This window comes from Geomonas diazotrophica, from assembly GCF_019063885.1.
In the GTDB taxonomy this organism is placed as follows: Bacteria; Desulfobacterota; Desulfuromonadia; order Geobacterales; family Geobacteraceae; genus Geomonas; species Geomonas diazotrophica.
The window spans coordinates 175,242-190,707 of record NZ_CP077684.1; the positions used below are offsets into that span (position 1 = coordinate 175,242).

The following is a 15,466-nucleotide window of genomic DNA, read 5'->3' on the forward strand; positions in this document are numbered from 1 at the left end:
GCCCGACCCGTCACACCCGGATCAGGGTGCCGACCTTTTCCTTGCGGATCGCCATCCCCACGGTGCCGCGCTTGTGGCCGTTGACGATGCGAATCTCCTTCACGTTGGCCATGTCCCGCAGGAGGTAAAGCATCTTCCGCTCCAGGACCATGTCCTCCATGTCCAGCTTGATCAGCTCGTCCACCGTGATCTCCTCGATCAGCTCCGCCTTGGGGTTCACGCGGGGATCCTCGGTGAAGAGACCGTCGACGTTTTTCACCAGGATGCAGCTCTTAGCACCCAGCACCTCCGCCATGAGCAGCGCGCCCGTGTCGGTACGGTGCGGAGGGATCAGCCCCGTCTCCGGCGGGTGCTCGTAGAGCCCGTAGGGCGGGGTGCCGTGGATCACCGGCAGCAGCTTCAGGTGCAGCATGGTGGGGAGGTCGAGGAGGTCGCCGGTCTTGACCCGGCTCCCCCCCCATTTGGAGAGAAGCAGGGTCACGATCTCGGCGTTCTGCTCGCTTATTTTGCCGGCGAGTTCGGCAAGGACGCCGGTCGGCATGCCCAGGTCGATGCCGATATCCAGGATGTGGCGCACCCTGACCCCGCCGCCGGTAACCACCATGACCTGGTTCTCCCGGGAAAGCTCGCCGATCTCCTCCAAAAGGGGCAGGACCACCTCGCGGCCGTAGTCGATGATCCCATGTCCGCCGATCTTGACCACGTTCAGATCCGGGACGAGTCGGAGCGTCGCTGCACCTGCCCCGCGTTTGAGCCCCTTGCGGACCAGTGTCTCCCCCTTCAGGTGCGATTCGATTTCATGTCGTGCATTCATTGATTCAGCCTCCAGGAGTTTGGTTCACTAATATTCGCGCAGCAGCCTACGGGGCAGGGTCTCCCATGCGGTGCCGATTGACGGGTCCGCGGGGCGCACCAGCAGCACCGATGCCCCGTCGCGCAGCACCGTCTTCGGCTTGTCCCCTATGGAGACCAGCTCTTCAAGGCCCGCGGTACTCCCGTCGGCGCAGCTCACGGCATCGACGTCCGGCTGCGCAAGGAGCTCGCGCACGGTGAGCAACTGCCCGGGGCGCACCCCGGCGAGGCTTCCCCTCATGCGGCCGTCACTTCCCCACAACCGCAGGCCAACGCCGGCAAGGGCGCCTATCACGCCGTGGCCGGTCCCGCCATGCTCGGACAGGTGCACGCCGAGCCTGCCCGCCAGCGCCAGGGCCTCACCCTTGGTGATCACCTCCTGCTTTGCCCGTCTCCCGAATGCAATCAGATCGGCGGCGACCGGAACCTGCTCCGGGACCGCGACGCAGAGTCCCGGATCGGACCCCTCGGCGCATTCCCGCTCCAGGAAGCCGCAGGCGAAAGATACCAACGGCTCCAGGTATTCTTGCGGCATATCGACCGGGAAGCACATGGCGCTGTTGTGCGAGGTGTAGGGTATGTCGGGGTGTACCAGCAACTGGTGTCGGCTGATGAAGCCGGCAACCCCCCAGCCGTTCTGATCGATGGCGTCGGCGATGAGCGAGGCTATTTCACCGGTTCCCCTGCTGACAGAATTATCCGTGTCGTCGATGGCTATCAGGACTCGTACGGGCATGGCGGCTGCTCTCTTTGGGTTAAGGAGAAGGACCCGACATACTATAACATGGAGTTGCAGGAACTTAAGGAGAGGGGGGCGCGATGTGTAGGAAAATTATTATATTCTTTGGCAGCGCGATGTGGTCGGTTGTGTCTGGCCGAGCCTTGCACGGTGAGGAGCGAAAGAAGGGGGGGAAATGAAAAAGGGTCACGACAATGTCGTAACCCTATTGATTTTTGGCTCCCGAGGTAGGACTCGAACCTACGACACACGGATTAACAGTCCGCTGATCTACCGACTGATCTACTCGGGAATATCTGGTTTTCTTCGCCCTGTGCCGCGAAGAGATTACGTGTATAGCATAGCGGTTTTTGGCTGTCAATAATATTTCTGCAGCATCTATGAATCGGATCTGCCATATTTTTAATGGCAACAATCGCTCGTTTTCAGAGTGTCGGCAATTCGATTACTTGTGCCGGGGCGCAGTTCGCCCCCCTCGATAGAGTCCGAGTGGCGGCGGTCCCCGGCGTTGACATTCACTGCCGCTGCGGGATATATTCAAAAGTCTCGATACTTCCAGTTGCAGCGCAAAAGGACCCCAATGAACAGGCAACTCGAAAAGCTGTACCGGACAGCGGCGCTCCTGGCGCTCATCACCATCTTCTACAACATCCTCGAAGGGGTGGTCTCCGCCTGGTTCGGGTTCGAAGATGAATCCCTGGCCCTCTTCGGCTTCGGGCTGGACTCCTTCGTAGAGGTCATCTCGGGCGCCGGCATCTGGCACATGGTGCGCCGCCAGCGGGGGAACCCCGACCAGGCCCCCGACCAGTTCGAGCGCGGCGCGCTCAGGATCACCGGCGGCGGCTTCTACCTCCTTGCGGCGGGTCTCCTTCTTACCGCCGTCTATGATGCCTTTCACGGCCATGCGCCTACCACCACGTTCTGGGGCATCGTGGTCTCCAGCGTCTCCATACTCTCCATGTGGCTTTTGATCCAGCAGAAGGTCAAGGTGGGGAAAGCGCTCGGCTCCCAGGCCATCCTGGCCGACGCAGCCTGCACCAGGGTCTGCCTCTACCTCTCCGTCATCCTGCTGGTCTCCAGCGCCGGCTACTACCTCACCGGTATCGGCTGGCTCGACTCGGCCGGAGCCCTCGGCATCGCCTGGTTCAGCTTGAAGGAGGGGAGGGAGGCCTTCGGCAAGGCAAGCGGTATTCCCTGCTCATGCAGTTGAAGTTCTGCCGGTTAGCCGGAGGCTGACCCCGACTTCATCCCCCCCCTTGCAACATGCGCCGGAGCGACCGCGCTGCTAACCGGGCAAAAAAGAATCGGTTTTTCTTGCACCCTGTGTAAAGGGTGGTAGCCTTTCTCATGTGTTTTGGCTGCCATCGTTTTAACGAGGAGGGTGCTTCGGAATGCTAAAGGAATTCAAGCAATTCGCTTTGAAGGGAAACGTTCTTGATCTCGCAATCGCAGTCGTCATCGGCGCAGCCTTCGGCAAAGTTGTAAGCTCTTTCGTCGCTGACATCATCACCCCGCCCATCGGCAGGCTCCTCGGCAACATGGATTTTTCCTCCCTCTTCATCAACCTCTCCAACACGCCGGTGCGGTCCGTGGCTGAAGCCAAGGCCGCGGGTGTACCGGTCATCGCCTACGGCCTCTTCCTGAATTCGGTCTTCGACTTCGTCATCGTGGCCTTCGCCCTTTTCCTGTTGGTGCGGCAGGTAAACAGGCTGCTCCCGGCGCCGGCGGCACCCGTGACCACCAAGGAATGCCCCCGCTGCTGCAGCATGATTCCGAGCAAGGCAACACGCTGCCCCAATTGCACATCCGACCAGTAGTAGGAGCTGAACCAACCGCGAACACCGGGAAAATAGCAGCCACAACATAGAATCCTAAACAAACAGAGGAGGTGTCAGATGAAAAAGTACCTGCTGTTGCTTGTTCTGGTTCCCGCATTGTTGTTCACCCTGTGCCCGAAGGCGCGCGCCGAAATAAAGGCGCAAAGCTTCTCCCTCTCACCCTTTGTCGGCGGCTACACCTTCATCGGCAAAGAACACCTGGAGACCGCACCTGTCTTTGGCTTGCGCGGCGGCTACAACTTCACCCAGCACTTCGGCCTCGAGGCGGTGTTCGACTACGTCCCCACCGAAGGGAAGAGCCACAGCAACATCGGCGACGTCGACGCGTACAACTACCATCTCGACATGCTCTATCACTTCATGCCGGACCGGCAGTTGGTCCCCTACGTCGCTGCCGGCTTTGGCGGGCAGTCCCGCGAAGCCGCGGGGGAACACGAGACCAGTCGGGCGGCTTTCAATTACGGCGCCGGCCTCAAGTACTTCCTCACCGATGCGCTGGCCCTTCGCGGCGACCTGCGGCACCTGATCCTCAGGGAGGACGGCGAGTCCTACCACAACCTGGAGTACACCGTCGGGGTTGATTTCATGTTCGGCGGCGTGAAGCAGGCGCCTGCGGTCGCGGCCAAGCCGGCGCCCGAACCGGAGCCGGTAGCGCAGCCGGCCCCCGCAGAAGAGCCGCCGCTGGAGCCGGTACCCGCGGCCGAACCGACCCCGGGGCACTACAAGTACTGCGTCACCCTGCACGGCGAGTTCGACATAGGCAAGGCCGCCATCCGCCAGGAGGACAAGGACCAGATCGGCGTCGTCTGCGACTTCATGAAACAGTATCCGACCACCACGGCCGTCATCGAGGGGCACACCGACAACGTGGGCGCCCCCGAGTACAACCTCGACCTCTCCAAGCGGCGTGCACAGGCCGTCGTCGACTACATGGTGGCCAACTGCGGCATCGACCGCTCCCGTCTCGAGGCCCGCGGCTTCGGCATGGCGCGCCCGGTGGCATCCAACGCCACCGACGAAGGGCGGCAGGCGAACCGCCGCATCGAGGCTATTATCGACTGTGCCTTCGACGTGAAGGAGGTCAAGCCTCCCGAGCGTCTCTGCATGGCCCTGGTGGTCGAGTTCGATACCGGCAAGGCGAACATCAAGCCCCAGTACAAGGATGAAATGGCGAGGGTTGCCGATTACATGAAGAAGTACCCGACCACCACCGCGATCATCGAAGGGCATACCGATAACGTCGGCGGGTTCGAGTACAACATGAAGTTATCGCGGGAACGTGCCGAGAGCGCGGTGCAGTACCTGGTCGACAACTTCGGCATCGAGAAGAGCCGCCTGACCGCCAAGGGGTACGGCTACACCAGGCGCATCGCTTACAACAGCACCGCCGAGGGGCGCGCCAAGAACCGCAGGATCAACGCCATCATCGACTGCGTGATCAAGAAGTAGGTTAAGGCAGAGATTAAGACAAAGATTAAGACAAAGATAAAGATAAAGGTTGAGAAAACCGGAACCGTCTTGCTATCGGCAAGAGGGTAAAATAAAAGGGGAGGCCAGACGGCTTCCCCTTTTTCTCTGCTCTCTCGATTCTTATCTTTGTCTCAATCCGCGTTTACCCGATCTCCTTGACGATGAACCGCTGCACGCCGCGCAGCATCTCGTCCACGTCGGCGGTGCGGTACCTTTCCCCCTGCCCGGCCAGGAAGTCCGCCTTCATGTAGCACCAGTCCTTTACCCGCTGGTAGGTCCCCACCTGGTACGCCTTCGCCTGGTAGAGCGCCTCGTTCATCTCGTCGGTGCTTCCGGCTGCGATCCCCTTGCTGGCGCATATCAGCATCAGCACCTGCTCCAGTAAGACCGAGGCCAGGATGCAGGCGGTGTGGTTGTCGCCGCGCTTCAAAAATTCGGAGGTCCTGCCGCCCAGGTACTCCAACACCGCATGGTCCAGGAACAGGCGGATCTCGGTGAGCCCTCCCCCTTCGTACTCCTCGCGGGCGGACTGCACGATGGCGCGGCAGTTGTCGAAGCTTTCCTTGTAGGTGATGTTGATGATCTTGGAGTAGATGGACTGGAAGTTGCGGTAGTAGGCGCTTTCCTCGCCGAAGATCTGCTGCAGAAGGCTCAGCGCCGAGTTGGCCCAGTCCTGGAACAACTTCGAATCGACGGTGGCGGCGATGTCGTTTATGAGCTGCGAAGAACTAACCTTTTTCGCCTTCTCGGCGAGTTCCTCGAACTTGCGGGTGACGGTGTAGTCCAGTTTCAGCATGACGTCTTGCCCCCTTTGGGGTCTGCGGATCTGTGTATTTCTGCCAACTTATAGTTTTGCAGGTGAAAAGTCAAGAATGGCTTGCCGTCAGGCCGGCGTGATGCTGATGCGGGGAGCTTGCAGGCGCCGGGCCACGATGGCGCCGTGCCGCGAGCGGAGCGCAGCCAGGTTCCCCTCCAGAAAGCCCAGTGCGGACCGGTCCGGGATCCCCTCCAGGTAGCGGTCCACCAGTTGTCCCATCAGGAGATTGTAGTTCTTGGTCGAGGAGCCGTGGGCGTAGTTGCGGCCGGGGAAGCGGCGGATGTCGCCGTCGCAGGCAGGGGAGATGTGGTACAGCTCGTGGAAGATGGTGATCATCTTCTCGCGGAAGGAGAGTTCCAGGAAGCGGGGGACCAGGAAATAGATGACGTAGAGCATCTCCTCGCCGCGGTGGGTGATGCTGGGCATGGTGCAAAGGACGCTGCGCCTGCCGCGCCGCGCCTTGACCGACCTCTCGCCGCCGGCAAAGCGCAACGGGTGGATCTTGGCCAGGCTGCCGCCGCGGCCGCTCCTGCCGGTGGAGACGCAGACCAGCAGCCTCTCGGGAATGATGTGCTGCAGCTCCGGGGTGCGGAGCGTGATGTCGTAGATCAGCCGCTCCAGCTCCCCGGTAAGGTTCAACGTGGTCATTACACTCCGGCCAACTTAAGCTTGTGGCAGAACAGGCAGCGCATCGGCCCGTCCTTGGGTTTCACGGGGTGTTTCGGGGGGAAGGGAATGCCGCCCGGGTCGGTGTTGTGGCAGGCCGGGCAGCCCTTGTCGGCCTCCATCTTGCTGCCGGTCTTCTTGAACAGCTCGTAGGAGGGCTTGTGGGCGTCATCCAGGGGGACGCGCTTGGTCTTTTCCTCGCCGGAAATGACGTAGAAGATGAGAAAAACGGCAGCGATGATGCCGATGAAGATCCAGTCCTTTTTGCCGATACGCATGTGCCCTCCGGAATAAAATCTAGCGGCGAGGTTAAACGGGCCGCGGCGAAAATTCAAGAGAAAAAGCGGGGGGGTGGGGACCGGGGAATAGGGGGTGGAGAAAACCTTGCTTCCGCCAATTAGCCCCTGGCCCCGCCTCTATCCTTGCGAGGCGCAGCCGATGGCGCCGTTGTGCTGCGGATGCTGAGGTATCACGACCTCCATGCCGCACTGGGCCCGCAACAGGTTCACCATGGCGCCGTTGAGCGCGACCCCGCCGGTGATGACCAGGGTGTCGGAGGGAAACCGCTTCAGCATCGGCATCACCCGCTTCACCAACGTGAGGTTGACGCCGGCGCAGAGCCTGGAGGCCGGGTAGCCGCGCAGTATCTGGCCGATCAGCTCGCTCTCGCCGAAGATGCCGCAGGTGGCGTCGAGAGCCACCGGATCCTCCGAGTGGGAGGAAAGCTCGTCCAGGGTGACCTCGAGGACCGCCGCCATGTTTTCCAGGTAGCGCCCGCTGGAGGCGGCGCACTTGTCGTTCATGACGAAGTCGGTGAGCCTGCCCGCCACCACCTGGGCCACCTTGGTGTCCTGTCCCCCCATGTCCAGCAGGGTGAAGTTGGCGAGCCCGGTCTGGGTGCGCGCGCCGGCGACGTGGGCCTTGATCTCGGAAATGACCCGCGCCCCGTGCAGGTTGATGCTGTTGCGGCCGTAGCCCGTCACCGTGATCTGCGCCTGTGCCAGTTCCTCGGCACTGAAGATGCCGCTCCCCAGGAGGTCGAGCGACAGCTCGTCGTTTACGATGCTGCCGTACTTCTTGTAGAAGGCGATGGTGTCGAGGTCCGCCAGCTTGACGATCTCGCTGCCGCGCATCAGGGCGAACTTGGCTTTCCTGCTCCCCAGGTCTATTCCTATTTTCAACGTGTCTGACACCTGAATATGTTCTCCTGTCACTGCCCGCCGCTCCGCGCTATCCGGGAAACATCCGGAGCGGTTTTATCTTGTGGTGCTGCTTGCCAATTGCAGAGGCCATTGTATATTTGGTCACGGGTTTGGCACAGTCGAGGGATTGTCAGCTACGTTCCTCGAGCAATTCCAGAAACCCTTCCAGCCTGATCTTCGTCCTGGCATCGACGTCACCCGGTTTGTCACCTTCGAGCGTCAGAATCGGGAGCTTGATGCTCTTTCTGAGCACCATGTCCTCTATCTGCCTGAAGCAGAAGGATTGCACATAGTGGATCACCCCGTCCACCTTGCGTTTCTCCAGTTCACGGCTTATATCGCCGATCCGGTGGAAGATGTCGTAGGGGTAGCTGTAGGCGCGGTACTGTTCCACCAGGTCCTCGATTCCGTAAGGCATGGAGAACTGCCGCTGGGTCTCGTTGAAGACGACGCGGGCGCCCACCTCCTCCACGAAATCATAGAGCCCGGAAACGATCGGGGGGACGCCGAGGTAGGCGAGCCTGATCGGCTCCCTGCGCTCCGGCCTTTGCGCCGCTTGCGCCAGGAAGGCGTCGACCTCGGCCTCGAATGCATCGAGGTCGCCGTTCATGTCGGAGGTGCAGACCTGGAAGTAGTGGTTCTCCTCGCCGGTCACCCGGTTCTCCTGCCAGGTGAGGCGGTCGATCTCGTGCACCTTCACCCTGATCCGGTCCAGGCGCTTTTTCGCCTCTTCCACCTCGGGCCAGCCGACGCCGAAAACGGACATCAGCTTCTCGATCTCCGCCTTGAGCGGTGCGGCTTCACGGCCCGCCGGATAGGCGAAGGGATAGACCCGCACCCCGTTCAGCGAAAGGACCTCCATGAGGGCCTTGGTGTAGCTGCAGTCCCCTTCGGTCACCGCGATCATCTCCTTGACGCCGCTGGCGACCACGGCGCCGTAGATACCCTTGATCCAGGCGCAGACGTTGCGGGGGAAGCCGGTGAGCTCGGCATCTTCTATCAGTGAGGCTTTTTCGGGGTGGGTGATGAAGACGTTATTGAGATCGATGGGGACCACGCCCGCCGCAACCAGTACTTCCAGCGGGATGGTGGTGGTAAAGCCTACTCTGCGCAAAAGTTCTACTCCGTCTTGATGAAAAATAGATAGATGAGGAATGCCCCGATGGCGAGGCCGCCGAAGGCGAAGGGAAGGGTCGTGGAGAGGTTCAGCGTGTCGCCTTCCGCCGGCATGGTGTAGCGGAGCAGGATGAGCAGCGAGATGGTGGTGAACAGCGCTGCCAGTACGAATTTCGACCGCACCACCACGGCGTAGAAGGCGACGATCAGGAAGGCGCAGACGATCCAGGGGTTCGAGAGGGCGCTCTTCACCGTCAGGTGCCGGGCGAAATCTATCAGGTGGGCCGTCTCGAACGGCGAAAGTTTTTCGGCAGTCTTCTGTAGCAGTTCAGACCTATCCATGAGTTCTCCTAACAAAGGCTAGATTATATGCATAACGACGAATTTAGCAAGAAGTTAAAGAGATAGGGTGTTTGGGGCGTTTGAAGCTGCGGTTCGATCATCTCGTTTGATAGGCGCTAACCCTCGTTTGACGGAAAGGAGTCCAGGTATGGAAGAGCTCAAGGCCACCCCGCTGCGTGCGGACCACGAGAACCTCAAGGCGCTGATGGCACCCTTCGGCGGATGGCTCATGCCGATCCAGTACTCCGGGATCATCGCCGAGCACAGGTGGTGCCGCGAGAAGGCGGCGCTCTTCGACATCTGTCACATGGGGGAGTTCCTCTTCAAGGGGGACCTGGTCGCGGACGGGCTGGAGGAGGTCTTCACCTTCTCGGTCAGTTCCATCCCCGTGGGGCGCTCGCGCTACGGTTTCCTGTTGAACGATGCCGGGGGGGTGATCGACGATCTCATCGTCTTCCGCCTGGCCGAGGACGAGGCGATGATCGTGGTCAACGCCGCCACCACCGACAACGATTTCGCCGTGATCCGCTCCCGGCTCAAGAACCCCACCGTCCTCACCGACATCTCCGCGCGCACCGGGAAGGTGGACCTGCAGGGGCCGCTCTCCCGCGAGATCATGGTTGAGCATTTCGGGGCGCAGATCCGGGACATCCCCTTCTTCAAGTTCATCAAAACGAGCATCCTGGGAAGCGACGCCATCGTCAGCCGGACCGGCTATACCGGGGAACTCGGCTACGAGATCTTCCTTCCGTCGGGCAAGGTGGCAGAGCTCTGGCGCCTGCTGCTCGAGGACCCGCGCGTGGCCCCGGCCGGGCTGGGCGCCCGCGACCTGCTGCGGCTGGAGATGGGATATTCCCTCTATGGCAACGATCTGGACGAGCAGATCACCCCCCTGACCGCCGGGCTCTCCTCCTTCGTCAACATGAACAAGGAGTTCGTCGGCAGGGCGGCCCTGGAACGGGAGTCGGGGCAGGGCTCGCCCCGGGTGAAGGTCGCCTTCAAGGTGGACTCGCGGCGCGCGCCGCGTCACTTTTACCAGATCCTGCAACAGGGGGAAGAGGTGGGTGTCGTCACCAGCGGCGCCTTCTCCCCCATGCTCGCCTGCGGCATCGGCCTGGGGCTGGTCAAACCAGGGGCGGCGGCGCTCGGCACGCGGCTCACCATAAAGCAGGACCGGGTCGAGATGGAGGCGCAGGTGGTGGAGCTCCCTTTCTATACCGGCGGGTCGCTCAGAAGCTAAAACCAATAACAGGGATAAAAGGGATACAGGGGATAAAGACATGTCCCTGGCAGTTATCCCTTTTATCCCCTTTATCCCTGTTCGCATTGTTTTTCCAACTTAACGGAGGTCGGGATCATGGCAAAGTTCTATACCAAGGAGCACGAGTGGGTCGAGGTGGCGGGAGCGCAGGCGACGGTGGGTATCAGCGAGCACGCGGCCCACGAACTTGGGGACATTACCTACGTCGAACTCCCGAAAATCGGCAAGAGCGTCAAACAGTTCGAGACCCTGGCGGCCATCGAGTCGGTGAAGGCCGCCAGCGACATCTACTCGCCGGTCTCGGGCAAGGTGGCCGAGGTGAACCAGGCGCTGGACGCGGCGCCGGAGCTGGTGAACCAGGGGGCCGAATCGCAGGGATGGATCTGCAGAGTCGAAGGGGTGAATGAAGCCGAACTTGGCGCGCTCATGGATGCCGCGGCCTATGCCGAGTACCTGAAAGGACTGTGACATGGGATACTGCCCGAACACGCCGGATGACATCCGGGAGATGCTGGCGGTGATCGGCGCGGCCAGCGTGGAGGAGCTCTTCGCCCCCATTCCCGAGGAATTGCGCGCCAAATCCTTCGACCTCCCGCCGGGCATGTCCGAGCTGGAGCTGATGCGGCTCATGAGGGAGAAGGCGGCCACCTGCGGCGCCGAGATCACCCCCTTCATCGGCGGGGGGATCTACGACCATTTCATCCCCGCCGCCGTGGACCACCTCGCCTCCCGCGCCGAGTTCTACACCGCCTACACCCCCTACCAGCCGGAATGCGCACAGGGTACGCTCCAGGCGCTTTACGAGTACCAGTCCGCCATCTGCCGGCTGACCGGAATGGAGGCATCCAACGCCTCGCTCTACGACGGCGGCACCGCGGTCGCGGAGGCCGCGCTCATGTCGCTGCGCATCACCGACCGGCACAAGGTCGTCCTCGACGCCTCCGTGAACCCGCTGCACCGGGAGATCGTCACCGGCTACCTGCACGGCCTGTCGGCGGAAGCGGTGCTGGTCGCGCCGGACGGCTGCGCCTCCGATCTCGCCCGCCTGATGGCCTCCATCGACAACGAGACCGCCGCGGTGATCGTGCAGAGCCCCAACTTCTTCGGCTCGGTCCAGGATTTCCGCGAGCTCGCGCAGAAGGCGCACGACCACGAGGCGCTCCTTATCGTCTCCTGCTATCCCATCGCCTTGGGGCTCGTGGCGAGCCCCGGCGAGATGGGAGCGGACATCGCGGTGGGCGAAGGGCAGAGCCTGGGGAACCACCTCTCCTTCGGCGGCCCCTACTTCGGCTTCATCGCCACCCGGAAGCGCTTCATACGGAATCTCCCCGGCCGCATCGCCGGCGAAACCATCGACCACCAGGGACGGCGCGGGTTCGTGCTCACCCTGCAGGCGCGCGAGCAGCACATCAAGAGGCACAAGGCCACCTCCAACATCTGCAGCAACCAGAGCCTGTGCGCCCTGCGCGGCCTCATCTTCTGCGCCTCCCTCGGGAGGAAGGGGTTCGAGGAGCTGGCCCTTTTGAACTACGACAAGGCACAGTACGCGAAGTCGGTGCTCGGCGCGGTGCGCGGGGTGGACCTCCTCAATCCGGGCGCCACCTTCAACGAGTTCACCTTGGCCCTTCCCAAGGACGCAGCCGAAGTGGTACAACGGCTTCTCGACAAGGGGGTGGCGGCGGGGGTGCCGCTGGGGCAGTACTATCCCGGCATGGAACGGGCGCTGGCGGTGACCGTGACCGAAAAGCGGAGCAAGGAAGAGATCGATCGCCTGGCGGCGCTGCTTGAGGAGGTGTTATGGAGCTGATCTTCGAGAAATCCGTCTCCGGACGCACCGGCGTCAGGATCCCCTTGAGCGACGTGCCCAAGGCCGCTCCCCTTCCCGAAGAGGTGAGGCGCCGGGAGCCGGTGCGCCTGCCCGAGGTGGGCGAACTGGACCTGGTGCGGCACTATACCAACCTCTCGCGCAGGAACTTCTCGGTAGACACCAATTTCTATCCGCTTGGTTCCTGCACCATGAAATACAACACCAAGGTGACCGAGAATGCCGGCGGGCTCTTCGCCTCCTGCCATCCCATGCTGGCGCTGCTTCCCGGCGGGGACAAGCTGGTGCAGGGGCCGCTCGCCGTCATCTACGAACTGGAGCGCCAGTTGGCCGAGATCACCGGCATGGAGGAGGTCACCACCCAGCCTCTGGCCGGCGCCCACGGCGAGATGACCGGCATCATGGTGATCGCCGCCTACCACAAGTCGCGCGGCGACCGGAAGCGGAAATACGTCATCGTTCCGGACTCCTCCCACGGCACCAACCCGGCCAGCGCCGCCATGGCGGGCTACGAGATCGTGACCGTTCCGACCGCCCCCTACGGCGACATGGACCTCGACCTGTTCCGGCGGGCGATGAACGACGAGGTGGCGGCGGTGATGCTGACCTGCCCGAACACCCTTGGGCTCTTCAACCCGCACATAGCGGAGATCTGCGCCATCGCCCACGAGGGGGGCGCGCTCACCTACTACGACGGCGCCAACCTGAACGCCATCCTGGGCAAGGTGCGGCCGGGGGACGTCGGCTTCGACGTGATCCATGTCAACCTGCACAAGACCTTCGGCACACCGCACGGCGGAGGCGGCCCCGGGAGCGGCCCGGTCGGCGTGCGGGGGGACCTGGTCCGCTTCCTTCCCACCCCGCGCGTGGTGCGCCGGGAGGACGGCAGCTACGGGGTGGAGGACCATCCCGAGGGGATCGGACGCGTTTCCGACTTCTTCGGCAACTTCGCCATCATGGCGCGTGCCTACGCCTATATCACGCTTTTAGGGCGCGAGGGGCTGATCGAGGTGAGCGAGCAGGCGGTGCTGAACGCCAACTACATGATGGCGAGGCTCAAGGAAGAGTACGAGCTCCCCTTCGACCAGACCTGTATGCACGAGTGCGTCTTTTCCGCGAGCCGGCAGGTGCAAAACGGCGTGCACGCCATCGACGTGGCCAAGTACCTGATCGACAGGGGGTTCCATCCCCCGACCGTGTATTTCCCGCTCAACGTCAAGGAGGCGATCATGATCGAGCCGACCGAGACCGAGAGCAGGCAGACCATGGATGCCTTCATCGAGGTGATGCTGGAGGCGGCACGGATGGCCAGGGAGGATCCGGAACGGCTGCACCGGGCGCCGGTGACCACGCCGGTGGGTCGCTTGGACGAGACCCGCGCGGCGAGGATGCAGCAGGTCTGCTGCGAATAAAAGAAAGGCAAAACCGGTGACTTAGAGGTCTTCATAGATGTGTGAGTGGCGTTTGATAGATACGGGTCCCCTGGATGGCCCCGCCAACATGGCGCTGGACGAGGCGCTTCTCAACTGCTTCCAGAAGGATCGGAGCAGGCCGGTGCTGCGCCTGTACGGTTGGAACCCGGCGACGCTCTCCGTGGGACGCTACCAGGACGCGGCGGCCGCGCTCAACCTCGATCTATGCCGGGATGAAGGGGTGCCGGTGGTACGCCGCATGACCGGCGGCGGCATCATCTACCACGCGGCGGAGGTGACCTACAGCCTGGTCTGCGCGCCGGAACACCTGGGTGACCGGACCGGGGTGAAGGACGGCTTCCGCAAGCTTTGCGGCTTCCTGCTCGGCACCTACCAGCGCCTGGGGCTCGACGCCCGCTTCGCCGTCGACTGCAACCCGGACGAGGAGCGGCTGGGAGAGCGGACTTCCTTCTGCTTTGCAGGGAAGGAGGAGTTCGACGTGGTGGTCAACGACCGCAAGATCGGCGGCAACGCCCAGCGCAGGCTTTCCGGTGCCATACTGCAGCACGGCTCCATCCCGCTGGAAAACCGGGTGCAGCAGGGACTGCGCTACCTCAAAGAACCGGCGCCGGGTGCGGCACGTTCCGTAAGCCTTGCGGAACTGGGGCAAAAGCAGGAGTGCGATGGGTTGAAGCGGCTGCTGGTCGACTCCTTCCAGGAGTGCATGGGTGTGGCACTGGCCCCGGAGCCGCTCACGGAGCAGGAAACGGCGACCGCGGGGAAACTCGAGGAGTACAAGTACCGCTGCCCGAAGTGGACCTTCGAGGGGCGGAGTTAAAAGTAACCCATGCTGGTGTCCCCTCTCCCCCCGGGAGAGGGTGCCCGGCGGGGGGGGGAGGGCTCCGCAGGCTGAGGATATGTGGCCCCTGGCAACCCCCTCACCCATCCGGGTGGGGACGCATGTGGCGTGAGATGATGGCGAAACGGGATGGTTTTGAGGTATGAGATGGAATCTTTGCGCAAGCCGGAGTGGCTGCAGAAGAAGGTGAACCCGGCCGCACATGCCGAGATGGAAGGGCTCCTGAAGGAGCTCAGCTTGAACACGGTCTGCCAGCAGGCCCGCTGCCCCAACATCACCGAGTGCTTCCGGCAGAGGCAGGCGACCTTCCTGATCCTCGGGCGTGCCTGCACGCGGCTTTGTTCCTTCTGCTCCGTTTCGAAGGAGGTGCCATTGGCACCTGAACGGGGCGAGCCGACCTCGGTGGCCGAGGCGGTCCGCCGTTTGAAACTCTCCCACGTGGTAATCACCAGCCCCACCCGCGACGACCTGCCCGACGGCGGTGCCGGACAGTACGCCGACACCGTCGCCGCGATCCGCAAGGCCTCCCCCGGCACCAGGATCGAACTTCTGATCCCGGATTTCATGGGGAATCTGGAGGCGCTGAAGAGGGTGTTGGCGAGCGCGCCCGACATCCTCGGGCACAACCTGGAGACGGTGCCGAGGCTCTATGCCATCCGCTCCGGCGCTGATTACCGAAGATCTTTGCGGCTTCTGGCCGAAGCCCACCGGCTTGAACCGGAATTGAAAACCAAATCGGGATTGATGCTCGGGCTGGGTGAGGAGGAGGGCGAACTTCTGGCGGTATTTAAGGATCTGGTCGACGCGGGGTGCAGCTACCTGAGTCTCGGCCAGTACCTTGCTCCCAGCCGGCAGCACTATCCGGTGCAGAGCTTCATCGAGCCGGAGCGCTTCGACAGGCTGAAGGAACAGGCGCTTGCCGCCGGCCTCCTCCACGTCGAGAGCGCCCCCTACGTACGCAGCTCCTACATGGCCGACCGCTACGGGGGCAAGCTGTAGGGGCAAATAATCATTTGCCCAGCCGCCGATGCCCCCGCCTCTGCCAATGGCGAGAGAGGCCGAGGTGC

17 protein-coding genes and 1 tRNA gene are annotated in these 15,466 nt (G+C 62.5%); 9 read left to right on the forward strand and 9 right to left on the reverse strand.

The features are described 5' to 3' along the window. Positions 1 to 10: 10 nt before the first annotated feature. From KP003_RS00755 to KP003_RS00765, 3 genes are all read right to left on the reverse strand, one after another. A complete protein-coding gene (locus tag KP003_RS00755; protein WP_216496796.1) occupies positions 11 to 814 on the reverse strand; it encodes an amino acid kinase family protein in 804 nt (267 codons plus the stop codon). A 27-nt stretch (positions 815 to 841) separates the two neighbouring features. Next, positions 842 to 1,588, reverse strand: a complete 747-nt coding sequence (locus KP003_RS00760; RefSeq protein ID WP_216496795.1) for a hypothetical protein — start codon at positions 1,586 to 1,588, stop codon at positions 842 to 844. Between the two features lie 219 nt (positions 1,589 to 1,807). Continuing rightward, positions 1,808 to 1,883 (reverse strand) — tRNA-Asn (locus tag KP003_RS00765). Between the two features lie 288 nt (positions 1,884 to 2,171). On the opposite strand from KP003_RS00765, the gene KP003_RS00770 reads away from it, so the two are divergent. The 3 genes from KP003_RS00770 to KP003_RS00780 all read left to right on the forward strand — a co-directional run bounded on the left by KP003_RS00770 (position 2,172) and on the right by KP003_RS00780 (position 4,878). After that, positions 2,172 to 2,801 carry a cation efflux transmembrane domain-containing protein gene (locus KP003_RS00770; RefSeq protein WP_216499204.1) on the forward strand — a complete coding sequence of 210 codons (630 nt, stop codon included), beginning with the start codon at positions 2,172 to 2,174 and terminating at the stop codon, positions 2,799 to 2,801. Positions 2,802 to 2,982: 181 nt separating this feature from the next. Then, the gene (gene mscL / locus KP003_RS00775) at positions 2,983 to 3,408 is read left to right on the forward strand and encodes a large conductance mechanosensitive channel protein MscL (protein ID WP_217300224.1); all 426 of its coding nucleotides are present in this window, start codon (positions 2,983 to 2,985) and stop codon (positions 3,406 to 3,408) included. Positions 3,409 to 3,486: 78 nt separating this feature from the next. Next, positions 3,487 to 4,878 carry an OmpA family protein gene (locus KP003_RS00780; RefSeq protein WP_216499202.1) on the forward strand — a complete coding sequence of 464 codons (1,392 nt, stop codon included), beginning with the start codon at positions 3,487 to 3,489 and terminating at the stop codon, positions 4,876 to 4,878. A gap of 163 nt (positions 4,879 to 5,041) precedes the next feature. Here KP003_RS00780 and KP003_RS00785 read toward each other — a convergent pair whose 3' ends face one another. The 6 genes from KP003_RS00785 to KP003_RS00810 all read right to left on the reverse strand — a co-directional run bounded on the left by KP003_RS00785 (position 5,042) and on the right by KP003_RS00810 (position 9,042). Next, positions 5,042 to 5,695: a hypothetical protein gene (locus KP003_RS00785; RefSeq protein ID WP_216499201.1), complete on the reverse strand. Its 654-nt coding sequence runs from the start codon at positions 5,693 to 5,695 to the stop codon at positions 5,042 to 5,044. 87 nt (positions 5,696 to 5,782) lie between these two features. Beyond that, positions 5,783 to 6,364, reverse strand: a complete 582-nt coding sequence (locus tag KP003_RS00790) for a putative metallopeptidase (protein WP_216499200.1) — start codon at positions 6,362 to 6,364, stop codon at positions 5,783 to 5,785. After that, complete coding sequence (locus tag KP003_RS00795; RefSeq protein WP_216499199.1) at positions 6,364 to 6,660, reverse strand: cytochrome C; 297 nt, start codon at positions 6,658 to 6,660, stop codon at positions 6,364 to 6,366. The genes KP003_RS00790 and KP003_RS00795 overlap by 1 nt, the downstream gene beginning before the upstream one ends. 138 nt (positions 6,661 to 6,798) lie before the next feature. Further along, positions 6,799 to 7,575, reverse strand: coding sequence for an acyl-CoA dehydratase activase (locus KP003_RS00800; protein WP_216499198.1), 777 nt, complete (start codon positions 7,573 to 7,575; stop codon positions 6,799 to 6,801). A gap of 139 nt (positions 7,576 to 7,714) precedes the next feature. Beyond that, a complete protein-coding gene (locus KP003_RS00805) occupies positions 7,715 to 8,698 on the reverse strand; it encodes a 2-hydroxyacyl-CoA dehydratase family protein (protein ID WP_216499197.1) in 984 nt (327 codons plus the stop codon). A 5-nt stretch (positions 8,699 to 8,703) separates the two neighbouring features. Then, a complete protein-coding gene (locus tag KP003_RS00810) occupies positions 8,704 to 9,042 on the reverse strand; it encodes a hypothetical protein (protein ID WP_216499196.1) in 339 nt (112 codons plus the stop codon). 148 nt (positions 9,043 to 9,190) lie between these two features. Here KP003_RS00810 and gcvT point away from each other — a divergent pair, with 148 nt between their 5' ends. The 6 genes from gcvT to lipA all read left to right on the forward strand — a co-directional run bounded on the left by gcvT (position 9,191) and on the right by lipA (position 15,398). Next, positions 9,191 to 10,282: a glycine cleavage system aminomethyltransferase GcvT gene (gene gcvT, locus KP003_RS00815; RefSeq protein WP_216499195.1), complete on the forward strand. Its 1,092-nt coding sequence runs from the start codon at positions 9,191 to 9,193 to the stop codon at positions 10,280 to 10,282. A 117-nt stretch (positions 10,283 to 10,399) separates the two neighbouring features. Next, on the forward strand, positions 10,400 to 10,771 hold the full coding sequence (gene gcvH, locus KP003_RS00820; RefSeq protein WP_216499194.1) for a glycine cleavage system protein GcvH: 372 nt from the start codon (positions 10,400 to 10,402) through the stop codon (positions 10,769 to 10,771). 1 nt (position 10,772) lies between these two features. Beyond that, entirely contained in the window at positions 10,773 to 12,110 is a 1,338-nt protein-coding gene (gene gcvPA, locus KP003_RS00825; protein ID WP_216499193.1) for an aminomethyl-transferring glycine dehydrogenase subunit GcvPA, read from the forward strand. Next, the gene (gcvPB, locus tag KP003_RS00830; protein ID WP_216499192.1) at positions 12,101 to 13,540 is read left to right on the forward strand and encodes an aminomethyl-transferring glycine dehydrogenase subunit GcvPB; all 1,440 of its coding nucleotides are present in this window, start codon (positions 12,101 to 12,103) and stop codon (positions 13,538 to 13,540) included. The genes gcvPA and gcvPB overlap by 10 nt, the downstream gene beginning before the upstream one ends. Before the next feature lie 37 nt (positions 13,541 to 13,577). Next, the gene (locus tag KP003_RS00835) at positions 13,578 to 14,378 is read left to right on the forward strand and encodes a lipoate--protein ligase family protein (protein ID WP_216499191.1); all 801 of its coding nucleotides are present in this window, start codon (positions 13,578 to 13,580) and stop codon (positions 14,376 to 14,378) included. Between the two features lie 168 nt (positions 14,379 to 14,546). After that, a complete protein-coding gene (lipA, locus tag KP003_RS00840) occupies positions 14,547 to 15,398 on the forward strand; it encodes a lipoyl synthase (RefSeq protein ID WP_216499190.1) in 852 nt (283 codons plus the stop codon). The last annotated feature ends 68 nt before the right edge of the window (positions 15,399 to 15,466 follow it).

Excerpts from the sequence above, each read along its gene's own strand:
- KP003_RS00760 (WP_216496795.1), bottom strand. The coding sequence starts at position 1,588 with ATGCCCGTACGAGTCCTGATAGCCATCGACGACACGGATAATTCTGTC.
- KP003_RS00810 (WP_216499196.1), bottom strand. The coding sequence starts at position 9,042 with ATGGATAGGTCTGAACTGCTACAGAAGACTGCCGAAAAACTTTCGCCG.
- KP003_RS00780 (WP_216499202.1), top strand. The coding sequence starts at position 3,487 with ATGAAAAAGTACCTGCTGTTGCTTGTTCTGGTTCCCGCATTGTTGTTC.
- gcvPA (WP_216499193.1), top strand. The coding sequence starts at position 10,773 with ATGGGATACTGCCCGAACACGCCGGATGACATCCGGGAGATGCTGGCG.
- KP003_RS00790 (WP_216499200.1), bottom strand. The coding sequence starts at position 6,364 with ATGACCACGTTGAACCTTACCGGGGAGCTGGAGCGGCTGATCTACGAC.
- gcvH (WP_216499194.1), top strand. The coding sequence starts at position 10,400 with ATGGCAAAGTTCTATACCAAGGAGCACGAGTGGGTCGAGGTGGCGGGA.
- KP003_RS00795 (WP_216499199.1), bottom strand. The coding sequence starts at position 6,660 with ATGCGTATCGGCAAAAAGGACTGGATCTTCATCGGCATCATCGCTGCC.
- lipA (WP_216499190.1), top strand. The coding sequence starts at position 14,547 with ATGGAATCTTTGCGCAAGCCGGAGTGGCTGCAGAAGAAGGTGAACCCG.
- KP003_RS00785 (WP_216499201.1), bottom strand. The coding sequence starts at position 5,695 with ATGCTGAAACTGGACTACACCGTCACCCGCAAGTTCGAGGAACTCGCC.
- gcvPB (WP_216499192.1), top strand. The coding sequence starts at position 12,101 with ATGGAGCTGATCTTCGAGAAATCCGTCTCCGGACGCACCGGCGTCAGG.
- mscL (WP_217300224.1), top strand. The coding sequence starts at position 2,983 with ATGCTAAAGGAATTCAAGCAATTCGCTTTGAAGGGAAACGTTCTTGAT.
- KP003_RS00770 (WP_216499204.1), top strand. The coding sequence starts at position 2,172 with ATGAACAGGCAACTCGAAAAGCTGTACCGGACAGCGGCGCTCCTGGCG.
- gcvT (WP_216499195.1), top strand. The coding sequence starts at position 9,191 with ATGGAAGAGCTCAAGGCCACCCCGCTGCGTGCGGACCACGAGAACCTC.
- KP003_RS00755 (WP_216496796.1), bottom strand. The coding sequence starts at position 814 with ATGAATGCACGACATGAAATCGAATCGCACCTGAAGGGGGAGACACTG.
- KP003_RS00835 (WP_216499191.1), top strand. The coding sequence starts at position 13,578 with ATGTGTGAGTGGCGTTTGATAGATACGGGTCCCCTGGATGGCCCCGCC.